Here is a 20,471-nt window from a genome sequence, read left to right on the forward strand (position 1 = left end):
ATTTGAATTATGCTTAAAAAACTCCAAAATCATATCAATTTAAACTTATCTTTTTTAAAAGAAAAGAAACTATTACTTGCCGTTAGCGGTGGAATTGACAGTATGGTTTTAGTGCATCTTTGTCATCAATTAGAATTGGATTTTGCTGTCGCACATTGTAATTTTCAATTGCGCGGAAATGAAAGCGATGATGATGAAAAGTTCGTAAAATCACAAATAGAAAACCTGTCACCTCGAGCGCAGTCGAGAGGCAAAATTCCACTTTTCACCCAAAAATTCGAAACAGCAACCTTTGCCAAAGAGCAAAAATTATCCATTCAAGTTGTAGCAAGAAAACTTCGCTATGACTGGTTTTATTCACTTTTAGCCAATCATAATTTTGATTTTATTCTAACAGCGCATCATTTGGATGACAGTGTTGAAACTTTTTTAATCAATTTTACTCGAGGTTCAGGATTGGATGGTTTAACTGGAATTCCGGAACAAAATGATAAAATTGTTCGACCATTATTGATTTTTTCTAGAAATGAAATTGAAACTTTTGCTCAAGAAAACAATATCGCTTGGCGCGAAGACAGCAGCAATGCTTCCGATAAGTATTTGCGAAACAAATTGCGACACGATGTAATTCCGATATTGAAAGAACTAAATCCCAGCTTACTTTCATCATTTGAAAACACAATAAAAAATTTAAAACAATCGCAGTCATTAGTGGACGATGCTTCAAAAATGGTTTATGACAAAGTCGCTTCAGAAGAAGAACATCATACGGTTTTTGATTTAACAAAACTGTTGAAATATTCTAATCATCAAGCGTATTTATTTCGTTGGTTAGCTAGTTTTGGATTTGCTGATTGGAATTCGATTTCCGATATACTAATAGCACAATCCGGAAAACAAGTACTTTCCAAAACACATATTCTCCTCAAAAACAGAAATACTTTGTTATTGTTTCCAAGACAACAAACAGCAGACGAAGCCATTTTTTGGATTGAAAAAGACCAAGTTGAAATTAAAGTTCCCTTAAATTTGAGTATTTGTAACGTAAGTGACATTTCGGTTCAATCAACTAATGTTATCTTTGTCGATGAAGAAAAGCTTCAGTTTCCGCTAACGCTTCGCAAATGGAATGAAGGCGATGTTTTTTATCCATTGGGAATGAAAGGTAAAAAGAAATTGAGTAAGTTTTTTAAGGACGAGAAGTACTCGTTGTTGGATAAATCCAATGCTTGGTTGCTTTGTTCTAATGACCAAATTGTTTGGGTTATTGGAAAACGCCAAGACGAACGATTTAAAACAACAGCAACAACAAAAAATATTTTACAAATTAACTACATCGAATAAGAAATGAAGAAACTACTTTTTTCGCTCTTCACATTTTTGGCCTTCGCCAATGGTTTTGCCCAAATAATAAATCCCGTAAAATGGACATCCAAAGTTGAGAAACTTTCAGAAACCGAGTTCAACTTAGTAATGGAAGGAAAAATTGAAGACGAATGGCATGTGTATTCACAGTTTACACCAGCCGATGGACCAATTCCTGCCGAATTCAAATTTAAAGATACCAAAGGCAATTATGAACTGATTGGGAAAACAAAAGAAAGTCCATATAAGAAACAATATAATGATGTTTTTGAAGTGGACGAATACTATTTTGAAAAGAAAGTAACGTTTACCCAAAAAGTAAAAATTACCAACCCAAAATTGACTTCAATCAAAGCGTCTATTGATTATCAAGTCTGTAAAGAAGTCTGTATAAATCAGGATTATACATTTACATTCGCTTTACCAAAAATAGAAGTAGCAACGACAGATACACCAGTTGTAACTACTGATACTGCTAAAGCTGATACCACAAAATCAGCAAAAGAAGAAACAAAAAAAGTAGTTGAAACAACACCATCTTCTGAACCTAAAGAAGAAGAAAAAGGATTGTGGACGATTTTCTTTTTAGCATTTCTTGGTGGTTTTGCAGCGCTTTTGATGCCTTGTATTTTTCCAATGATACCTATGACAGTAAGTTTCTTCACAAAGCAAAGTAAATCAAAAGCGGAAGGTGTTCGAAATGCTATAATTTATGGTCTTTCTATCATTGTTATTTATGTGATTTTAGGTTCATTAATTACAGCCATTTTTGGTGCTGAAGCATTGAATGAACTATCAACAAGTGTTTGGTTTAATCTGATATTCTTTTTATTGTTAGTTGTTTTTGCTCTATCATTTTTAGGTGCTTTTGAAATCGTTTTACCAAGTTCTTGGGCAACAAAAATTGATTCACAAGCGGATAAAGGTGGAATTTTAGGAATTGTATTCATGGCATTAGCTTTGGCTGTAGTTTCATTTTCATGTACAGGACCAATTGTTGGAACACTTTTAGTAGAATCGGCTTCAAAAGGTGGAATTGCACCTATCGTGGGAATGTTTGGTTTTTCATTAGCTATCGCTTTACCTTTTATGTTATTTGCTATGTTTCCAGGTTGGTTAAATTCTATGCCAAAATCGGGTGGTTGGTTAAATACTGTAAAGGTTTCTTTGGGATTTTTAGAATTAGCATTTGCATTCAAATTTTTATCCAATGCTGATTTAGTATTACAAAAACATTGGTTAGAAAGAGAATTATTTATTGCGATTTGGATAGCAATTTTTGGTGCATGGGCATTGTATCTTTTTGGAAAATACATGTTGCCTCATGATTATGAAAGAGCTGACAAAATAGGAGTAGGACGATTAATAATGGCCGTTTTAGTAACCACATTTACATTTTACATGATTCCTGGACTTTGGGGTGCGCCATTAAAAATACTAAGCGGATTAACACCACCAATTAATTATGCTGAAAGCGTATCTGGCTTTGGAAATAATGCTGGAAACAAAACCGATTTGCCTGAAAATGCGCATCTTGGACCACACGGAATTATAGCTTTTGAAGATTATGAACACGGATTGGCTTATGCAAAACAAGTAAACAAACCAGTATTGTTGGATTTTACAGGTGATGCATGTGCTAATTGTAGAAAAATGGAAGATAATGTTTGGTCTGATGCTTCAATCCTTCCAATACTGAAAGAAAAAGTAGTTTTGATTTCTTTGTACTGTGATAGAAAGATTGAACTACCAAAAGAACAACAATATGTTTCTAAAACTACAGTAAAAGAAGTAGTTACTATCGGTAATAAATGGACAGATTTCCAAATAACGAGATATAAAAGTAATTCACAACCATTATATGTTATTCTTGATACGAATGGAAATGATTTGTCAAAACCAATTGCATTTACTTTTGATAAACAAGAATACCTAACTTGGCTAAAAGACGGAATTTCTAAATTCAACTAATCGAATTCTAATTCAGAATAGTCAAATACTCATTTAAAAGGTTGCTTTTGGTAAAACAAACGCAACCTTTTCTGTTTTTACCTATCTTTAAAGTAAATAAAACCTAACCAGTTATGAAAAAAATCCAAAACCTTCTGTGGTTGCTAGTTATTGCAATTACATTTTCTTCTTGTAATCCTGATGATGGCGGTTCGATTTCTGGACCAGATGACAACACTTTCACTCAAAACTTTGGAGCAACAGCCAACCGAGATTTTATCGGTCGGGTAGTGGATGCAGACAATCAACCCATTCAAGGAGTAACCATCAAAATTGGTTCTTCGACAACGCAAACGGATGTTAATGGCGTTTTTGTGATTAATAACGCTTCTGTCTATCAGAAATTTGCTTATATCACTGCTAAAAAATCAGGTTATATTGATGGTTCTCGTTCGTTAGTTCCAACTATAGGTAAAAATAATGTAAAAATTATGATGATTCCCTTTGCTTCACAAGCAACCATACAATCGGGTGAAGCAAGCGAAGTTTCGATTTATTCAGGAACAAAAGTAAAATTTGACGGTGCTTTTCAGGATGAAAATGGGAATGACTATTCAGGTGCTGTTCAAGTTGCCTTATTTCATTTAACGCCATCAGATACCAATATCAGTAGTTTGATGCCAGGAATGTTGTATGCGCAAACCGAAACCAATCAAGAAGCTATTTTGGAAACTTTTGGAATGATAAACGTTGAACTTCGTGGTTCTGGCGGACAAAAATTAAATATCAAATCAGGTCATACGGCAGAAATTACCGTTAGAATTGATGATAGTCAATTGGCTACAGCTCCAAGTACAATTCCGCTTTGGCATTTTGATGAAGCAAAAGGTTATTGGAAACAAGATGGAGTTGCCACAAAAATCGGTAATAAATACGTTGGCGAAGTTTCTCATTTTTCTTGGTGGAATTGTGATGCTTTTGCTCAAATGGTTCGCTTAACCGTAACGATTGTCGATAGTAACGGAAATGAAATTTCAAATGCAGGAGTTGGATTAATTGCCAATGTAAATACTTATCCGGTTATGGGTTATACTAATGCAGAAGGTCAGGTTTCGGGTTTGATTCCAGCAAATCAAACTTTGGTTTTAAATGTGTATGCTTCATACTATACTTGCAATACCAATAATATTATTTATACCACAACAATTGGACCTTTTTCATCGGATACTACTTTACCAAACATAGTGGTTAATTTGACCAACAGCACATTAAGTTCAACTGTTCAGGGTAATTTAGTAAAATGTAACGGTTCCAATGTTACTAATGGTTATGTAATCTTAAATCGTTATGGAAACTATTCCGTTTCACCAGTTACTAATGGTGCGTTTAGTTTCAGCGAATTGTATTGTTCTGATGATACTCAGTTTACCTTAAAAGGTTTTGACCTAGAAAACCTGCAAACTACAGACACCATAGCTTATAATTTTACAGTTCCAATAACTAATATTGGGAATCTTCAGGCTTATACAGCAGTGAACGAATTTATTTCTTACCAAGTTGATGGTGGTGCGCCTGTGTATTTGATTCAGAATGTTTCTGGCGGATTATCTGCAATAGGAACTCCCAATATGTTTCCACTTTATCTAAATGCTTCAAATATTAACGGAGGTTTATACATTTGGGGAACAACGAATTTGCCTGGAATTTATACAACGGCTCAATTTTCTATGGAAGGGAATGGAGTTGGTTACATAGCATCAACGACTGTCAATACTCTTCAGTTTAATTTAAATCATGTAGGTGCTATTGGCGAATATATCGATATGACTTTCAGTGGTACTTTTACCGATAGTGATGGATTACATAATTTAATAGGAGTTGCTCACGTTATTCGAGATAATTAATTATTTCCCAATCTATTGTAAAACAAAATCCCGTTCAGAAATTTTGAACGGGATTTTTTTGATTATAAAATTTGAGTAACTTCTTTTTTCAAATAACTGATGGCGATTGCACTTGCCGAATCGCTTTCGAGTAAACTACTTAAAACCTTTTCTCTTAATTTATCCGAATTGGTTATCGTTTCATCCAAAGCCGTTTTTCTGATGGTTTGAATAATGGTGTTTTTTGCTGTTAATATCATTGTCCAAGATTCATCAGTAATGTAGATTTGCTGCGTTAAATTGTGCTCATATTCTTGCTCGATATGCTGAATTAACAAATTTTGATAATCCATTTTGTTATCATTCAACGGAGCAACGCGAATTAAAAGTTTGGAAGGATTAATTCGCTCCAAAAACAAAGTCAATCGTTCGTAAGCTTGCAATCGCAATGGCAAAGCATGTTTTTGATTGTCACGCATCAATTGAAAACGTCTTCTATTGTCTTCGTTTTCAACAAATTTTTGGAAAAAGTAAAAAGCAATTAATCCTGTTACTAATGCTGGAACAACATAAAGTGCTACTTCTAAGATTTTGTCGAAATTCATAATTATTTACGCTTAAAATTGTTGACAAATATAATAGAAATACCTATAAAATGTATTGGAAATCCATAGGAGTAATCATAAATTTGAACTTTCTCAAAAAAGATGATAAATAAATACATTTCACAGCTCAACGAAGCACAACAAGCACCTGTTTTTCAAAAAGATGGACCAATGATTATCATTGCGGGTGCAGGTTCGGGGAAAACACGTGTATTGACCGTTCGCATTTCCTATTTGATGAGTTTAGGCGTTGATGCGTTTAATATTTTGGCATTGACGTTTACCAACAAAGCAGCGCGCGAAATGAAAAAACGTATCGCTGATATTGTTGGAAATAACGAAGCAAAAAACCTTTGGATGGGAACATTTCACTCGGTTTTTGCCCGAATTTTGAGAAACGAAGCCGATAAATTAGGTTATCCTTCCAATTTTACCATATATGACTCGCAAGATAGCGTTCGATTGATTTCGGCGATTATTAAAGAAATGCAGTTAGACAAAGATGTTTACAAACCAAAACAAGTTTTTGGGAGAATTTCTTCCTATAAAAATTCATTGATAACCGTAAAAGCTTATTTCAATAATCCCGAATTAATGGAACAAGACGCAATGTCTAAAAAACCTCGCTTGGGAGAAATCTACCAACACTATGTAGAACGTTGTTTTAAAAGTGGTGCAATGGATTTTGATGATTTGTTGTTGAAAACCAATGAATTACTTAATCGTTTCCCTGATGTTTTGGCAAAATATCAAGACAGATTTAGATACATTTTGGTCGATGAGTATCAAGACACCAATCATTCGCAGTACTTAATTGTCCGTGCTTTATCCGATAGATTTCAAAATATTTGTGTCGTTGGCGATGATGCGCAAAGTATTTATGCGTTTCGTGGTGCGAACATCAATAACATTCTTAATTTCCAAAAAGATTATGAGAATGTAAAAATGTATCGACTAGAACAAAATTATCGTTCGACTAAAAATATTGTTGAAGCTGCCAATTCGGTAATTGATAAAAACAAAACTAAATTAGACAAAGTAGTTTGGACAGCCAACGATTTTGGACCAAAAGTAAAAGTACATCGCAGTATTACCGATGGTGAAGAAGGACGATTTGTAGCCAGCGAAATCTTTGAGTTAAAGATGCGAAATCAAATGCTCAATGGTCAGTTTGCTATTTTGTATCGAACCAATGCACAATCTCGTGCTATGGAAGATGCGTTGCGAAAACGAGATATTCCGTATCGAATTTATGGTGGATTGTCATTCTATCAACGAAAAGAAATCAAAGATGTCTTGTGTTATTTGCGATTAGTAATTAATCCAAAAGATGAAGAAGCATTGGTTCGTGTGATTAATTATCCAGCACGTGGAATTGGAGATACAACCGTTGAAAAATTGACCATTGCAGCCAATCATTATAAGCGTTCCATTTTTGAAGTGATGGAACATATCGATAAAATTGATTTGAAATTAAATTCGGGAACCAAAGCAAAGTTGCAGGATTTTGTAACGATGATTAAGAGTTTTCAGGTGATTAATGAAAGTCAAGACGCGTTTTATTTGGCAGAACATGTGACCAAAAAAACAGGTTTGGTTCAAGAGTTGAAAAAAGACGGAACACCCGAAGGGATTGCGAGATTAGAAAATATAGAAGAATTATTAAATGGTATGCGCGATTTCATCGAAGGTCAAAAAGAAATCGATGGTGCTCGCGGTGCATTATCCGAATTCTTGGAAGATGTAGCATTAGCAACCGATTTAGATAAAGATAATGGTGATGACGACAGAGTTGCTTTGATGACGATACATTTGGCAAAAGGTTTAGAATTTCCATATGTTTTCATTGTTGGAATGGAAGAAGATTTGTTTCCAAGTGCGATGAGTTTAAATACCAGAAGCGAACTCGAAGAAGAACGTCGTTTGTTTTATGTTGCCCTAACTCGAGCCGAACATCAAGCCTATTTGACTTATGCGCAATCGCGTTATCGTTGGGGAAAACTGACTGATGCCGAACCTTCGCGCTTTATTGAAGAAATTAAAGATGAATACTTAGAATATATCAATCCATCCGATGCTGGCGGTTATCGCTATAAACCAACGATTGATTTAGATATTTTTGGCGATATTGATAAGTCAAAATTACGACTAGCCAAACCAGTTGCTGGAACGCCACCAAAAAGTTATGGAGATGAACCCGTTTCTTCGGCAAATATTCGTAAATTGAAACCTGTTTCAAGTAATAATGCACCAAGCAATGCCAACTTGTTTGACAGTAAGTTAGCCGTTGGAAATGTTGTGATACACGAGCGTTTTGGAAAAGGACAAATTGTTAACCTTGAAGGAATAGGAGCAGACCGAAAAGCCGAAATCAAGTTTGAAGTTGGCGGCATTAAAAAATTATTGCTTCGATTTGCAAAGTTGGATGTGATTGGGTAATTATTCCTTATTTCCAATCCATTTTTTAACTTCATTTTTATAGGTTTCGCCAATTGGTGTTGAACCCAAGTCGTGGTAAATCATATTACCGTCAATTGATTTTATTTTGTCGAGTTGAATGATGTAGGATTTATGAATTCGCATAAATTCTTTTGACGGAAGTTTGTTGATAAAGTCTTTCAAATTGTCCAGAACAATCAAGCGCTCATTTGGTAGATGAATTCGGATGTAATCACTTAAACCTTCAATGAAAATAATGTCTTTCGGATTGATTTTTACTTGTCGTCCATCTACTTTTACAAACAAATGATTGTGGGTTTCCAAGGTTACAAAATCAGTGAATTTTTGTACTGATTTATGAAATTTATCAAAGCTTATAGGTTTCAGTAAATAATCAACAACACGATAATCATAGCTTTCCAAAGCATAATCTGCATAAGCAGTTTTAACAACGAAATAATTGTCTTTATTAAACATTTGCATCAACTGAATTCCCGATAATTCAGGCATTTGAATATCAATAAAAATTAAATCTACGGTTTGTTTTTGAAGATAATCAATCACTTCAAAAACATCAGTAGTAGCCAAAACAACTTCCAATTGCAATTGCTTATCGGCATAACTTTTTAAAAGATCCACAGCCAACGGTTCGTCATCCAAAATGATACATTTTATTTTCTTCATCTTTCTAATTTTATTTCCAAATAACTTTCAAAATAGTTTTCGTCGTTTGTAACTTTAAAGGTATGACGATTTGGGAAATAATATTCCAAACGTTTTTCCAGATTAGTTAATCCAATGCCGGAATGAGCATCTTTCAGTTTTTTATTTATTTTGTTTTTTACTTCAATAATGAGTTTTTTATGGTTTGCTTTAACGGAAAATAAAATAGGATTTTTGTTGTCATCTAAAACGCCATGCTTTATACAATTTTCAACAAAAGGAAGCAAAAGATACGGCGGAATAAGTTGGTTTTTATCTTCGATTTCAAGTTGAAGTGAAATATAAATTTCATTAGTATTGCGAATTTTTTCCAACTCAATATAACTTTCAATGTATTTCAGTTCGCTGTCAATTGAGATTAGCTCTTTTTGAGTTTCATAGGTTGTAAAGCGCATAATTTTGCTCAATTTTTCAATGGCTGGCAATGCTTGTTCTGATTTTCTAAAAACCATCGAGTAAATATTATTTAGCGTATTGAAAATAAAATGCGGGTTGATTTGTGATTTTAAAAACTGAATTTCGGCTTTTTTCTTTTCTTCATTAAGTAAAACTTCATTTTGTAGTGTTCGAATAAAATTGATAACCAGCCAAATAATCGTACTGGCAATTACTGGTTTTGAACCCCAATGCAAATTGTCAAAAATATAGTAGCCGAAAGATGTTCCTTCAAAATAATTTCCGGTTCCGATGGTGTATGGAAATACAATTTCTTCAATAAAATAGCGTGTCGTTATGAAATAAATGAAAATTAAAACCAATCCAATTAAAAGTTTGCTCACCATTTTGATGTCAAAAAATTTTTTCAACATAAAAACATAGTTCAAATAAAAAGTTGAAACGGTAACAAATATGTAGCTTAAATCGAAATAGGTGATTTCATCAAAGCTTAAGATAAACTCATTTTCGGGTTTTAATTTTACAAAATAACCAAACAGAAAAATCAGCCAATAAATAACATGAATAGCGATTTCTTTTTGTTTTGAGAATAGTTTCATTAAAATTGAATTTTCATTTGGTAAAAGTAAGATAGCTTTTCCAAAGACAAAAAGTGTTGACAGAGTAAAACAAGGTGTTTATCGAAATAATGAAGTACAAACAGTTGATAAACTTCAATTTTGCTTCAAATAATTTTAAAAAAATAAAATCATGAACAAAGTAATTATGATGCTTGTACTTATAGCATTTTCAAAAACAATGGCGCAACAGCCTATTTTCAAAGACAAATTTGACGATGCTATTCCGGTTTTGAATTTTGGAACCTTTCACATGGGTTTTACTTCTGATGCCAATTCGGTAGATTTTGACGAAAATGATAGAAAAAATCAAGGAGATGTTAAAAAAGTGGCTAAAATGTTGGCAGAATTTAAACCAACCGTCATTATTGTAGAAATGCCGCCGAGTTTTAATGAAGCATTGCAAAAAGAATATTCAGAATATCTGAAAAACCCAAATATGACATTTGAAAATCCTTCAGAAATAGAGCTTTTGGCATATGAAGTTGGACGTTTGAATAATGCGCAACGTATTTATGGCATTGACCATAAAATGGGTTACAATTATAATATTGGCAATACCATTCAAAATAAAGTGAATGACAAAACCTATGAAAAATATTTTCAGTTGATAGATAAGGAAGAGAAAAAACTGAATTATGACAACCTTTCGCTGTTAGACAAATTGAAAGTAGATAATCATCCGCAGTATTTGGATTTTCTAATCAATGTTAATGCCGAAATATTGTCATATGTTTCCACCAAAGATAAATTTGAAGGTGCAGATGAAGCCGCAAAATATTACCATCGTAACATTAGAATGTATTCTAATTTAAACCAAATCGAATTGAATGAAAATGATAGAGTTTTTATCTTGATGGGAGCAAGTCATACCGCTTATTTTAATGATTTTATGAAGCGAAGCCCAAAATATAAATTAGTTGATCCGTTTTTGTACTTAAAATAAAAGTAAAAAGGCTTCGCTATTTCTTTAAATTTGCGTAACTTGATGCAAATTATACACGAATGGCAGAATTTATTAAAATATACGAAGACAAACCCAGCGAAGCGGCGATTAAAAAAGTAGTAGAAGTTTTGCGCGATGGTGGATTGGTAATTTATCCAACCGATACGGTTTATGGATTAGGTTGTGATATTACCAATTCTCGTGCTTTGGAGCGCATTGCAAAAATCAAAGGAATTAAACTAGAAAAAGCCAATTTCTCGTTTATTTGTCACGATTTGAGTAATCTTTCTGATTATGTTCGCCAGATTGATACCGCAACGTTTAAGATTTTAAAGCGAAGTCTTCCCGGACCATATACTTTTATTTTACCTGGAAACAACGATTTGCCCAAAGAATTTAGAAAGAAAAAAACTGTTGGAATTCGTGTCCCCGATAATAATATTGCGCTTCAAATTGTAAAATTGCTTGGAAACCCAATCGTTTCAACTTCCATTCACGACGATGATGAGGTTTTGGAATATTCAACCGATCCGGAACTAATTTTTGAGAAATGGCAAAACAAAGTCGATTTAGTTATCGATGGCGGTTATGGTGACAATGTAGGTTCCACGATTATCGATTTATCAGGTTATGAACCAGTAGTTATTCGTGAAGGAAAAGGCGATATTGATATTTTTTAGTATACAAACCTTGGGTATGCCAACAAAAAAAAAGCGGCTTCCATTGAAACCGCTTTTGAAGATAATTTAAAATCTAAATCTTAACCGTCCAACCAAAAGTATCTTCAGCCAAGTTATATTGAATTTTAGTTAATTTATCCTTCAAATCCATCGCAATAGAGTTCTGTAATTTAGGCAACTCATAATAATCTTCCTTGTATTGAAACCCTACTATTGGACTAACTACCGCAGCAGTTCCAGCACCAAATATTTCTTTTAAACTACCGTCTTTTGCAGCAGTTACAATTTCATCAACTAGTACAGAGCGTTCCTCCACCTTGATACCTTCGCGCTTTGCTAAGTCAATTAAACTCTTTCGGGTGACACCATCAAGAATTCGTTCACTAGTTGGAGCAGTATATAAGGTATCATTTATCTTAAAGAAAACATTCATTGTTCCAGCTTCTTCTAGCTTTGTATGCGTGGCATCATCAGTCCAAATAATTTGTTGGAAACCTTTCTCCTGTGCTAATTTCTGAGGATAAAATTGAGCAGAATAATTTCCGGCAGCTTTTGCAGCACCAATACCACCGTTAGCAGCACGACTATAATGCTCAGCAATAATAACTTTTACATCACCAGAATAATAAGATTTAGCAGGCGAAAGAATAATCATAAAACGGTACTGTGTCGAAGGTTGAGCAATAACTCCAGAACCAATAGCAATCATAAATGGTCGAATATAAAGCGTATTACCCAAACCTTTTTTTACCCATGCACGTTCTATATCCAATATAGTTTTCAATCCATCAATAAAAATGCTCTCAGGAACTTCTGGCATCGCCATTCTAACCGCAGATTTATTGAAACGGTCTAAGTTTTGATCAGGTCTAAAAATCCATACTTGGTCTTGCTCATCTTTATAGGCTTTCATTCCTTCAAAAATTGCTTGACCATAGTGAAACACCTTAGCCGAAGGATCAATCATAAAAGGTTCATAAGGTTTAATCACAGGTTTTCCCCATTTCCCTTCTTTAAAATCACACACTAACATATGGTCAGTGAAAGTGCTTCCAAAAGAAAGATTGTCAAAATCTACGCTGTTTATTTTTGATGAAGTAGCAAGTACTATATCGATTTCGTGAGTGTTTTTAGTATCCATTTAATGTTTTGTTCAGCCATGCTTGATGCAAATATTTGATAAACAATCATATACATTTCCGCCTGACTATTAGTGGTTGTGATGTTAGTTTTTTGTAAAACTATTAAAAATTTTAATTTTAATTTAGATTGATTATTTTTTTTTTCAAAAGCTAAATTTTAATCAAATACTAATGCATCTTTTGTCTAATCTAATTACTTTTGTTTCAGTTAATCAATAACTTTTTTTTATGAAAAAAACAATTTCACTTTTAGTAGCATGTTTTCTAATTACAGCAGTAGGATTTGCTCAAGCCAATAAAAAAGCTAAACTAAATACAGCCGATTATGCTTTATTTGGACAAAAGTTTGCATTAGATAAAGTAATGACCGAAAAAGAAATGCTAAAAAAATATAAAGCCTTAAAAAAAGGTGATACAATTACTGTTAAGTTTACTTCAAACATAAAATCAGTTTGTAAAAAGAAAGGATGTTGGATGAACCTTGACTTATCTAATGATCAAAAAGCATTTGTAAAGTTTAAAGACTATGGCTTTTTTGTTCCTCTAAATGCTGATGGTAGTGATGCTGTAGTCTCTGGAAAAGCCTATGTAGAAATAGTAAGTGTTGACGAGTTAAGACATTATGCAAAAGACGCAGGAAAGTCACAAGCAGAAATCAATAAAATAAAAAAACCAGAAGTGACTTATGCTTTCATGGCTGACGGAGTTTATTTAAAAAAATAACCCATGAAGAAAGTATTCATTCTATGTTTAGCAATAGCTTCCTTATTTTCTTGTCAAAAAAAAGAAACTGAAGCTGCCAAAAAAGAAACTTGTACAACCGATACAATTCCCGCTAAAGAAGAAAAGAAGTTTGAAATGTATCAAATGTCTGAAATGGCAGCATTGATGGAACAAATGTATGTGGACAATCTACGGTTAAAAGAACGCATACAAAAGGGCGAAAAGATTGGAGAGTTTCCTCAGCATTTTATGAAAATTCATAGTGCCGTGATGACTGATAAACAAGAAAACGACGATTTCTTCAAACAACAAGCCGCAAAATTCATCAAAGCACAAGAATTGATATACAAAGAACCAGCCAAAGCCAAAGAACACTTCAATGCAGGAATTGATGCTTGTATTCAATGTCATCAACAAAAATGTGGCGGACCAATACCTAGAATTAAAAAGCTTTACATAAAAGAATAACATTGAAACGCGAGATTATTACAACCAAAGACGGTTCAACATCGCTATTCATTCCAGAATGGAACGAAACCTATCATTCTAAAAACGGTGCCATTCAAGAAGCTTATCATGTATTCATAAAAAACGGACTTTCTATTTTCAAAGGAAAGTCAGTTTCTATTTTAGAAATAGGATTTGGTACAGGATTAAATGCTTTTATCACTTCTCTAGAAGCTGAAAAAAATAATCTACCTATTGATTACACTGCAGTAGAGGCTTTTCCTATTACTATTGAAGAAATTGATGCAATGAATTTTGCTTCAAAGATAGATTCCAATAAAACAAATATATTCATAGCCATACATCAACTTAACTGGGAAGTAAAAAACCAAGTTTGCGACAACTTTTACTTAACTAAACGCAAGCAATTCTTTCAAGATATAAATGACAAAGAATATTTTGATATAATCTACTTTGATGCTTTTAGCTTTGATGTTCAACCCGAACTTTGGAGTGAAGCTATATTCACAAAAATGCATACAGCTTTAAAAACCAATGGAATACTTGTAACTTATGCTTGTAGAACAATAATAAAACAAGCCATGATTTCGGCAGGTTTTAGTATTGAAAAGCTTCCAGGAGCGCCAGGAAAAAGAGAGATGTTAAGAGCATACAAATAAAAATACAATATAAAATTTAACGTTTCTCTAAATAATATTTAACAATTAAAGCAAGACATTGAATTTTTCTTTTTATTAACTTTGAAATAATCAAAATTTCCTAATCTTAAAGAAGTTCAACATGTCCAAATCAATGTTATTATATACTAAAAAAGTATTAAAAGGTGTGAGCTTTGACGTCACTCTTTTTTGTAAAGAATTAAAGAAAGCCTACAAAGTATTATTACCTCATGAGTTAGATGAGTTGACCAAATGGCTACTCAGTTACACTCAAACTCGGCCAGAATTAAGGCAATGCATCTTACATATAAACTAGGTTAAACTAAAAGGAACAGTAATTGTTTCTTTTTTTTAGCACAATGTTTTTATTATAAGAAAATAGTATCAAAAAAGGTTAAAAAACACCGATAATCGACAAAAAAAGCACTTTATCGATGTTTTTTATCGATTTTTTTTGGTAACTATCTAAGTTTGATATACTTTTATCATGAGTTTAAAAATAAGATAACCCTAAATCTTACTATTATGCCTAGAATGATCTACGATTACACTAAATCTGTGCTCGAAAGAGTGAGTTTTGATCCAATTCTCTTTACCAAAGAATTGAAGAAGGCAGTTAAAAATCTATTGCCTTATGAAATTGAACAATTAAAAAGGTGGCTTCAATTTTTTACAAAGGAAAAGCCCGAGTTAAAAACATGTTTGAGTTTAATAAATTAGTTTTAAGAGAGAAATAAGGAGTTTGTGCGAGCTCCTTATTTTTTTTGTAATGGACTTATTATTTCAACATTTTGAAATGCAATTGCACCTCTAATTACTCCAGAAATAGTCGTTCTAAGCGCATCAATAATGTGAATTTTCAATTCGTTTTTAGGGAATAATAGACTAACTTCACGAGCCGGTTTTGGTTCTGCAAATTGTCTTAATTTAACTTTGTTTTTCTCGTTTAAATCCAAAGTATGTAAGTAGGGAAGAAGCGTTGTGCCCAAACCTTCATCGGCTAGTTTTATTAAAGTTTCAAAACTGCCACTTTCTATTTGAAAATGATTTTTTTCGGTTTGATTTTTATTTTTACAAAGGTTTAAAATTCCATCTCTAAAACAATGTCCATCCTGAAGCAAGAGGATTTCGTTGATGTCTAAATCGTCAATATCGATTTCAGATTTAGTAAATGTTTTGTGACTTTCAGGAATATAAGCTACAAATGGTTCATAATAAAGTACAATTTCCTTAATCTTTTCTTCTTCCAAAGGCGTAACTGCAATGGCTGCATCAAGATGACCATTATTGAGTTTGTCAATGATTTCATTTGTGTTTAACTCTTCAATGATTAAGTTTACTTTTGGGTATTTCTTAATAAAATTGTTAAGAAACATTGGCAGAAGCGTTGGCATAACTGTAGGGATAATTCCTAGTCTAAATTCACCTCCAATAAATCCTTTTTGCTGATCAACAATATCTTTAATTCTATCGGCTTCGTTAACAATGTTTTTTGCTTGATTAACAATTTTTTGACCAATTTCTGTTAGTTGTATTGGTTTTTTTGTTCGGTCAAATATTTGAATACCAAGTTCTTCTTCTATTTTTTGTATTTGCATACTTAAGGTAGGTTGTGTAACAAAGCATTTTTCCGCTGCAAGAGTAAAGTTTTTGTATTCTGCTACCGCTAAAACATATTGAAGTTGAGTAATTGTCATTTATAGTATATTTTGATACAAATATAAAAACTATCAATTTAATTGATAATGATAATTGTCATTTTATATCGTAATTTGATTAAATTATTTAGCATTAAGAAAAATTAAAATTATCATGAAAGTAAATAGTCTTGGATTACCCGTAAAAGAAACCGAAATATTAGTAGCAGAATTAAATATTTTATTGTCTAGTTTTCAAGTATATTATCAAAACTTGAGAGGTTTACATTGGAATATTAGAGGAAAACGTTTTTTTGATTTGCATTTAAAATTTGAAGAACTGTATAATGATTCTCAACTTAAAATCGATTTAATTGCTGAAAGAGTGTTAACTTTGGGTGGAATTCCATTTCATACTTTTGATGATTATATCAAAAACAGTAAAATAAAAGTTGGGAAAAACATTCATAATGATGAAGAAGCTATCACCTTGATTGTAAATTCGTTAACAGAGTTGTTGAAAGTAGAGCGAGTTATCTTGTTACAATCTGGAACTATTGATGATGAAGGAACTAACTCTATGATGAGTGATTTTATCAAAGAGCAAGAAAAAACTATTTGGATGATGAAAGCATGGTTAGAGGAAGAAATGTAAATAGTAAGATGTTAAAATTTATTTAAAAAAAGGAGCAAATTCCTTTGTAATGTTACATTTGTTCAATGAAGTTTTTGGTACAATTCATATTAGTTCTTTTCGTTGCATTTCTAGTTACTCCAACTGTGGTTAGTATTATAGAAAAGAAGAATGATGTATCAATTTTTTTTAGTCTAGCTGAAGAAGAAATTCACAAAGAGCTGAAAGAAGTCAAAGCTGACCTCAAACTATATTACTGTCTAAATATATCAAAAACAGTAAAAAAGTTAAAAATTATATCAGAAAAACTCTCTGAGCATGATAAAGTTTCTTCAATAATATTTTCACCACCGCCCGAATTTATTTAATACTTTTGATTAAAGATTTCGCACTTGCGAGATAGTATTTGTATTAAATAAAATAAGGTAATGACAAAAAAAATAAATCTTTTTGCAAACCTTAAATCCGATTTTGCATCGGGTTTAGTGGTTTTCTTAGTAGCACTTCCATTATGTTTAGGAATTGCATTAGCATCTGGCGCACCATTGTTTTCGGGAATTATATCCGGAATAGTTGGTGGAATAGTAGTAGGTTATTTAAGCCAATCTCACATAAGTGTTTCTGGTCCAGCAGCAGGATTAACCGCCATAGTATTAACCGCAATCACCGATTTAGGTGCTTTTAACGTTTTTCTTTTAGCAGTTTTAATCGCTGGAATTATTCAATTAGCATTAGGATTTTTAAGAGCGGGTTCAATTTCCAATTACTTTCCAACTAATGTAATAGAAGGAATGCTTGCTGGTATTGGTGTTATAATCATTTTAAAGCAAATTCCTCATGCATTTGGCTATGATGCTGATTATGAAGGTGACGAGACTTTTACACAAGCTGATGGACAAAATACATTCTCAGAATTATTCAATATCATTGATTTCATTCATCCTGGAGCAGTCATAATCACGATTATTTCATTGATTATATTAATCATGTGGCCAAAAGTTGATGTGTTGAAGAGAATTAAATTAGTTCCGCCTGCATTGGTAGCTGTTATTGTTAGTATTTTGCTAAACGAATTTTTTATAATTACAGGAAATAGTTTGGCTATTAGCCAATCGCATTTGGTTAGTCTTCCGGTTCCAACTACTTTGGAAGAATTTAAAAGTATTATTATTTTACCTGATTTTACTGCAATAACCAATTCTAAAGTTTGGGTAGTTGCTTTTACAATTGCTGTTGTTGCGTCAATCGAAACGTTACTTTGTATTGAAGCTGCTGATAGAATGGATGCTTTAAAGCGTCATACAGATACCAATATTGAGTTAAAAGCACAAGGAATTGGAAATGTTGTTAGTTCGTTGTTAGGTGGTTTGCCAATGACTTCGGTTGTGGTAAGAACTTCTGCCAATAATGATGCTGGTGCCAAATCAAAAATGTCTTCTATTATTCATGGTGTTCTATTGTTAATTAGTGTATTAGCTATTCCAGTAATTTTAAATAAAATTCCATTAGCTACATTGGCTGCCGTTTTATTGATGGTAGGTTACAAATTGGCCGTTCCTAATATTAAACATTTTGCAGATTATATGCCTAAAGAAGTAAATCTTTTGCTTATTTCTTTAGTGTTAGTCATTATTGGATATACAAATTCTGTTAGCGCAATTGCAATTTCTGCACTTGCTGTTATAACCGTCTTTATTTTATTATATTGTTTTTACAAGTCTTCAATTTCTATTGAGTTCAAGAAGAATGTAACCCGTAATCAATATATTTACTTTCCATTTTTTGCTACAACACTTGCAGTGGTTTTTACCGATTTGCTCAAAGGTGTTGCATTAGGAATGATTATAAGTATTATTTTTGTTTTAAGAGGAAATATGCAACGAGCCTATAATTTTAGAAAAGAGGTATACAAAGATGGCGATATAATCCATATTGATTTAGCGCAAGAAGTCTCTTTTTTAAATAAAGCAGCAGTCAAAACAACTTTAAACTCAATACCAGATAATTCAAAAGTAATCATCAATGCTTCTGATACTGTCTATATTGCTCACGATGTATTGGATTTGATTAAAGAATTCAAAAAAATCAAAGCTAAAGAACAAAATATAAAGGTAAAATTCATTGGGTTTAAAAAGGTTTATGAATTAGAAAATACCGATGAAACTAGCAAAAAGAATGTATTTGTAGAACAGAAACCTTCTCAAAACTAGTTTTAATTATTAAAAGAGTAAAATATAAAAAAAAATGAAAACACTAAATAAAGAAATACAAGCTCAAATTACACCCAGAAAAGCCTTAGAAATTTTAAAAGAAGGTAACAGTAGATTTATGAAAAATCTACAAACCGATAGAGATTTATTAAAGCAAGCCAATGAAACTCGTGATGGTCAATGGCCATTTGCAACTATTTTGAGCTGCATCGATAGTAGAACATCTGCAGAATTAATTTTTGATCAAGGTTTAGGCGATGTATTTTCGGTAAGAATTGCTGGAAATATTGTAAATACAGATATTTTAGGAAGTATGGAATTTGCTTGTAAAGTAGCAGGATCAAAGCTAATAGTTGTGCTTGGTCATAGCAAATGTGGTGCTGTAAAAGGCGCATGCGATCATGTTGAAATGGGTAATTTAACCGAATTATTATCAAAATTGCAACCAGCGGTTTATGCAGAAAAAGACACAACAGATGAACGAAGCTCAAAAAATGCTACATTTGTTGAAAACGTGGCACAAATCAATGTGAAAAGAAGTGTAAAAAGCATTATTGAGCGTAGTTACATTTTAGAACAAATGCTTGAAAATGGTGAAATTGGAATTGTTGGTGCTATGCACGATTTAGAATCGGGGAAAGTAACTTTTTACGATGATGTAACTTATATAAAAGACGATTTAAATCCTGAATTTTCAGTAGCTGAACTAAGACATTAGTATTTATATCAATGGGTGAATTATATAAAAAATTATTAGAAAACAACAAAAAATGGGTTGATGATCAACTGGCTATTGATAAAGATTTTTTCAAAGATTTAGCCAAAGGGCAAACTCCACAATTGCTTTGGATTGGATGTTCAGATAGTCGTGTTCCAGCCAATGAGATTGTAGGTGCTAAGCCTGGAGATGTTTTTGTTCACAGAAATATTGCCAATATGGTAGTACATTCGGATATGAACATGTTGAGTGTACTAGATTATGCAGTTAATGTTTTGAAAGTTAGACATGTTATTGTTTGTGGACATTATGGTTGTGGTGGTGTTAAAGCAGCTATGGGAAATAGTTCTATCGGGATTATTGATAATTGGATTAGACATATAAAAGACGTTTATCGCTTGCATCAAAAAGAATTGGATAGTATTTCTAATGATGAGCAACGTTTCAATAAATTTGTTGAAGTAAATGTAAAAGAACAAGTTTTTGATTTAGCCAAAACATCTATTGTGCAAAATGCTTGGCAAAGTAACCAACCATTATTTTTACACGGTTGGGTTTACGGATTAAATTCGGGTTATGTAACCGATTTAGATGTAAATATTAGTTCAGAGAAAGATTTAGACGATGTTTATCAACTCAAGTTTTAACGAAATCGCCGCTATTATAAGCGGCGTTT

General features: G+C 32.5%; 19 protein-coding genes. 14 read left to right on the plus strand and 5 right to left on the minus strand.

Annotated features, from left to right (window positions below; genetic code table 11):
• The first annotated feature begins 9 nt into the window (after positions 1 to 9).
• From tilS to IAI56_RS06260, 3 genes are all read left to right on the plus strand, one after another.
• On the plus strand, positions 10 to 1,344 hold the full coding sequence (tilS, locus tag IAI56_RS06250) for a tRNA lysidine(34) synthetase TilS (RefSeq protein WP_187657061.1): 1,335 nt from the start codon (positions 10 to 12) through the stop codon (positions 1,342 to 1,344).
• A 3-nt stretch (positions 1,345 to 1,347) separates the two neighbouring features.
• The gene (locus IAI56_RS06255; RefSeq protein WP_187657062.1) at positions 1,348 to 3,336 is read left to right on the plus strand and encodes a protein-disulfide reductase DsbD family protein; all 1,989 of its coding nucleotides are present in this window, start codon (positions 1,348 to 1,350) and stop codon (positions 3,334 to 3,336) included.
• Between the two features lie 113 nt (positions 3,337 to 3,449).
• Positions 3,450 to 5,219 (plus strand): carboxypeptidase-like regulatory domain-containing protein, encoded by a 1,770-nt coding sequence (locus tag IAI56_RS06260; RefSeq protein WP_187657063.1) that lies wholly within the window; start codon positions 3,450 to 3,452, stop codon positions 5,217 to 5,219.
• A 62-nt stretch (positions 5,220 to 5,281) separates the two neighbouring features.
• Here the strand turns inward: IAI56_RS06260 and IAI56_RS06265 are convergent, their stop codons facing one another.
• Complete coding sequence (locus IAI56_RS06265; RefSeq protein ID WP_187657064.1) at positions 5,282 to 5,803, minus strand: DUF7935 family protein; 522 nt, start codon at positions 5,801 to 5,803, stop codon at positions 5,282 to 5,284.
• Between the two features lie 105 nt (positions 5,804 to 5,908).
• Between IAI56_RS06265 and IAI56_RS06270 the strand changes: the two genes are divergently transcribed.
• Positions 5,909 to 8,242, plus strand: a complete 2,334-nt coding sequence (locus IAI56_RS06270; RefSeq protein WP_187657083.1) for an ATP-dependent helicase — start codon at positions 5,909 to 5,911, stop codon at positions 8,240 to 8,242.
• On the opposite strand, the gene IAI56_RS06275 is transcribed toward IAI56_RS06270, so the two are convergent.
• Together IAI56_RS06275 and IAI56_RS06280 are read right to left on the minus strand one after the other, a co-directional pair.
• Positions 8,243 to 8,926 carry a LytR/AlgR family response regulator transcription factor gene (locus IAI56_RS06275; protein ID WP_187657065.1) on the minus strand — a complete coding sequence of 228 codons (684 nt, stop codon included), beginning with the start codon at positions 8,924 to 8,926 and terminating at the stop codon, positions 8,243 to 8,245. It lies immediately after the preceding gene.
• On the minus strand, positions 8,923 to 9,960 hold the full coding sequence (locus IAI56_RS06280; RefSeq protein ID WP_187657066.1) for a sensor histidine kinase: 1,038 nt from the start codon (positions 9,958 to 9,960) through the stop codon (positions 8,923 to 8,925). The genes IAI56_RS06275 and IAI56_RS06280 overlap by 4 nt, the downstream gene beginning before the upstream one ends.
• 151 nt (positions 9,961 to 10,111) lie before the next feature.
• Here IAI56_RS06280 and IAI56_RS06285 point away from each other — a divergent pair, with 151 nt between their 5' ends.
• Positions 10,112 to 10,924, plus strand: coding sequence for a DUF5694 domain-containing protein (locus tag IAI56_RS06285; protein ID WP_222940985.1), 813 nt, complete (start codon positions 10,112 to 10,114; stop codon positions 10,922 to 10,924).
• A 59-nt stretch (positions 10,925 to 10,983) separates the two neighbouring features.
• Positions 10,984 to 11,604, plus strand: coding sequence for an L-threonylcarbamoyladenylate synthase (locus tag IAI56_RS06290; protein WP_187657067.1), 621 nt, complete (start codon positions 10,984 to 10,986; stop codon positions 11,602 to 11,604).
• 73 nt (positions 11,605 to 11,677) lie between these two features.
• On the opposite strand, the gene IAI56_RS06295 is transcribed toward IAI56_RS06290, so the two are convergent.
• Positions 11,678 to 12,745, minus strand: coding sequence for a branched-chain amino acid aminotransferase (locus tag IAI56_RS06295; protein ID WP_187657068.1), 1,068 nt, complete (start codon positions 12,743 to 12,745; stop codon positions 11,678 to 11,680).
• Positions 12,746 to 12,974: 229 nt separating this feature from the next.
• Between IAI56_RS06295 and IAI56_RS06300 the strand changes: the two genes are divergently transcribed.
• The 4 genes from IAI56_RS06300 to IAI56_RS16245 all read left to right on the plus strand — a co-directional run bounded on the left by IAI56_RS06300 (position 12,975) and on the right by IAI56_RS16245 (position 15,316).
• Positions 12,975 to 13,469, plus strand: coding sequence for a DUF4920 domain-containing protein (locus tag IAI56_RS06300; RefSeq protein ID WP_187657069.1), 495 nt, complete (start codon positions 12,975 to 12,977; stop codon positions 13,467 to 13,469).
• A gap of 3 nt (positions 13,470 to 13,472) precedes the next feature.
• The gene (locus IAI56_RS06305; protein WP_187657070.1) at positions 13,473 to 13,937 is read left to right on the plus strand and encodes a hypothetical protein; all 465 of its coding nucleotides are present in this window, start codon (positions 13,473 to 13,475) and stop codon (positions 13,935 to 13,937) included.
• Positions 13,938 to 13,939: 2 nt separating this feature from the next.
• The gene (mnmC2, locus tag IAI56_RS06310; protein ID WP_187657071.1) at positions 13,940 to 14,596 is read left to right on the plus strand and encodes a tRNA (5-methylaminomethyl-2-thiouridine)(34)-methyltransferase MnmC2; all 657 of its coding nucleotides are present in this window, start codon (positions 13,940 to 13,942) and stop codon (positions 14,594 to 14,596) included.
• 525 nt (positions 14,597 to 15,121) lie between these two features.
• Complete coding sequence (locus tag IAI56_RS16245) at positions 15,122 to 15,316, plus strand: hypothetical protein (RefSeq protein WP_239106977.1); 195 nt, start codon at positions 15,122 to 15,124, stop codon at positions 15,314 to 15,316.
• Between the two features lie 35 nt (positions 15,317 to 15,351).
• On the opposite strand, the gene IAI56_RS06315 is transcribed toward IAI56_RS16245, so the two are convergent.
• Positions 15,352 to 16,293: a LysR substrate-binding domain-containing protein gene (locus tag IAI56_RS06315; RefSeq protein WP_187657072.1), complete on the minus strand. Its 942-nt coding sequence runs from the start codon at positions 16,291 to 16,293 to the stop codon at positions 15,352 to 15,354.
• A 115-nt stretch (positions 16,294 to 16,408) separates the two neighbouring features.
• Between IAI56_RS06315 and IAI56_RS06320 the strand changes: the two genes are divergently transcribed.
• The 4 genes from IAI56_RS06320 (at position 16,409) to can (ending at position 20,442) form a co-directional block, all read left to right on the plus strand.
• Complete coding sequence (locus IAI56_RS06320) at positions 16,409 to 16,888, plus strand: Dps family protein (protein WP_187657073.1); 480 nt, start codon at positions 16,409 to 16,411, stop codon at positions 16,886 to 16,888.
• Between the two features lie 407 nt (positions 16,889 to 17,295).
• Positions 17,296 to 19,077, plus strand: a complete 1,782-nt coding sequence (locus IAI56_RS06325; RefSeq protein WP_239106978.1) for a SulP family inorganic anion transporter — start codon at positions 17,296 to 17,298, stop codon at positions 19,075 to 19,077.
• 34 nt (positions 19,078 to 19,111) lie between these two features.
• Complete coding sequence (locus tag IAI56_RS06330; RefSeq protein ID WP_187657074.1) at positions 19,112 to 19,795, plus strand: carbonic anhydrase family protein; 684 nt, start codon at positions 19,112 to 19,114, stop codon at positions 19,793 to 19,795.
• An 11-nt stretch (positions 19,796 to 19,806) separates the two neighbouring features.
• Positions 19,807 to 20,442 (plus strand): carbonate dehydratase, encoded by a 636-nt coding sequence (can, locus tag IAI56_RS06335; protein WP_187657075.1) that lies wholly within the window; start codon positions 19,807 to 19,809, stop codon positions 20,440 to 20,442.
• The last annotated feature ends 29 nt before the right edge of the window (positions 20,443 to 20,471 follow it).

This window comes from Flavobacterium macrobrachii (assembly GCF_014486675.1).
GTDB classification, from domain to species: domain Bacteria; phylum Bacteroidota; class Bacteroidia; order Flavobacteriales; family Flavobacteriaceae; genus Flavobacterium; species Flavobacterium macrobrachii.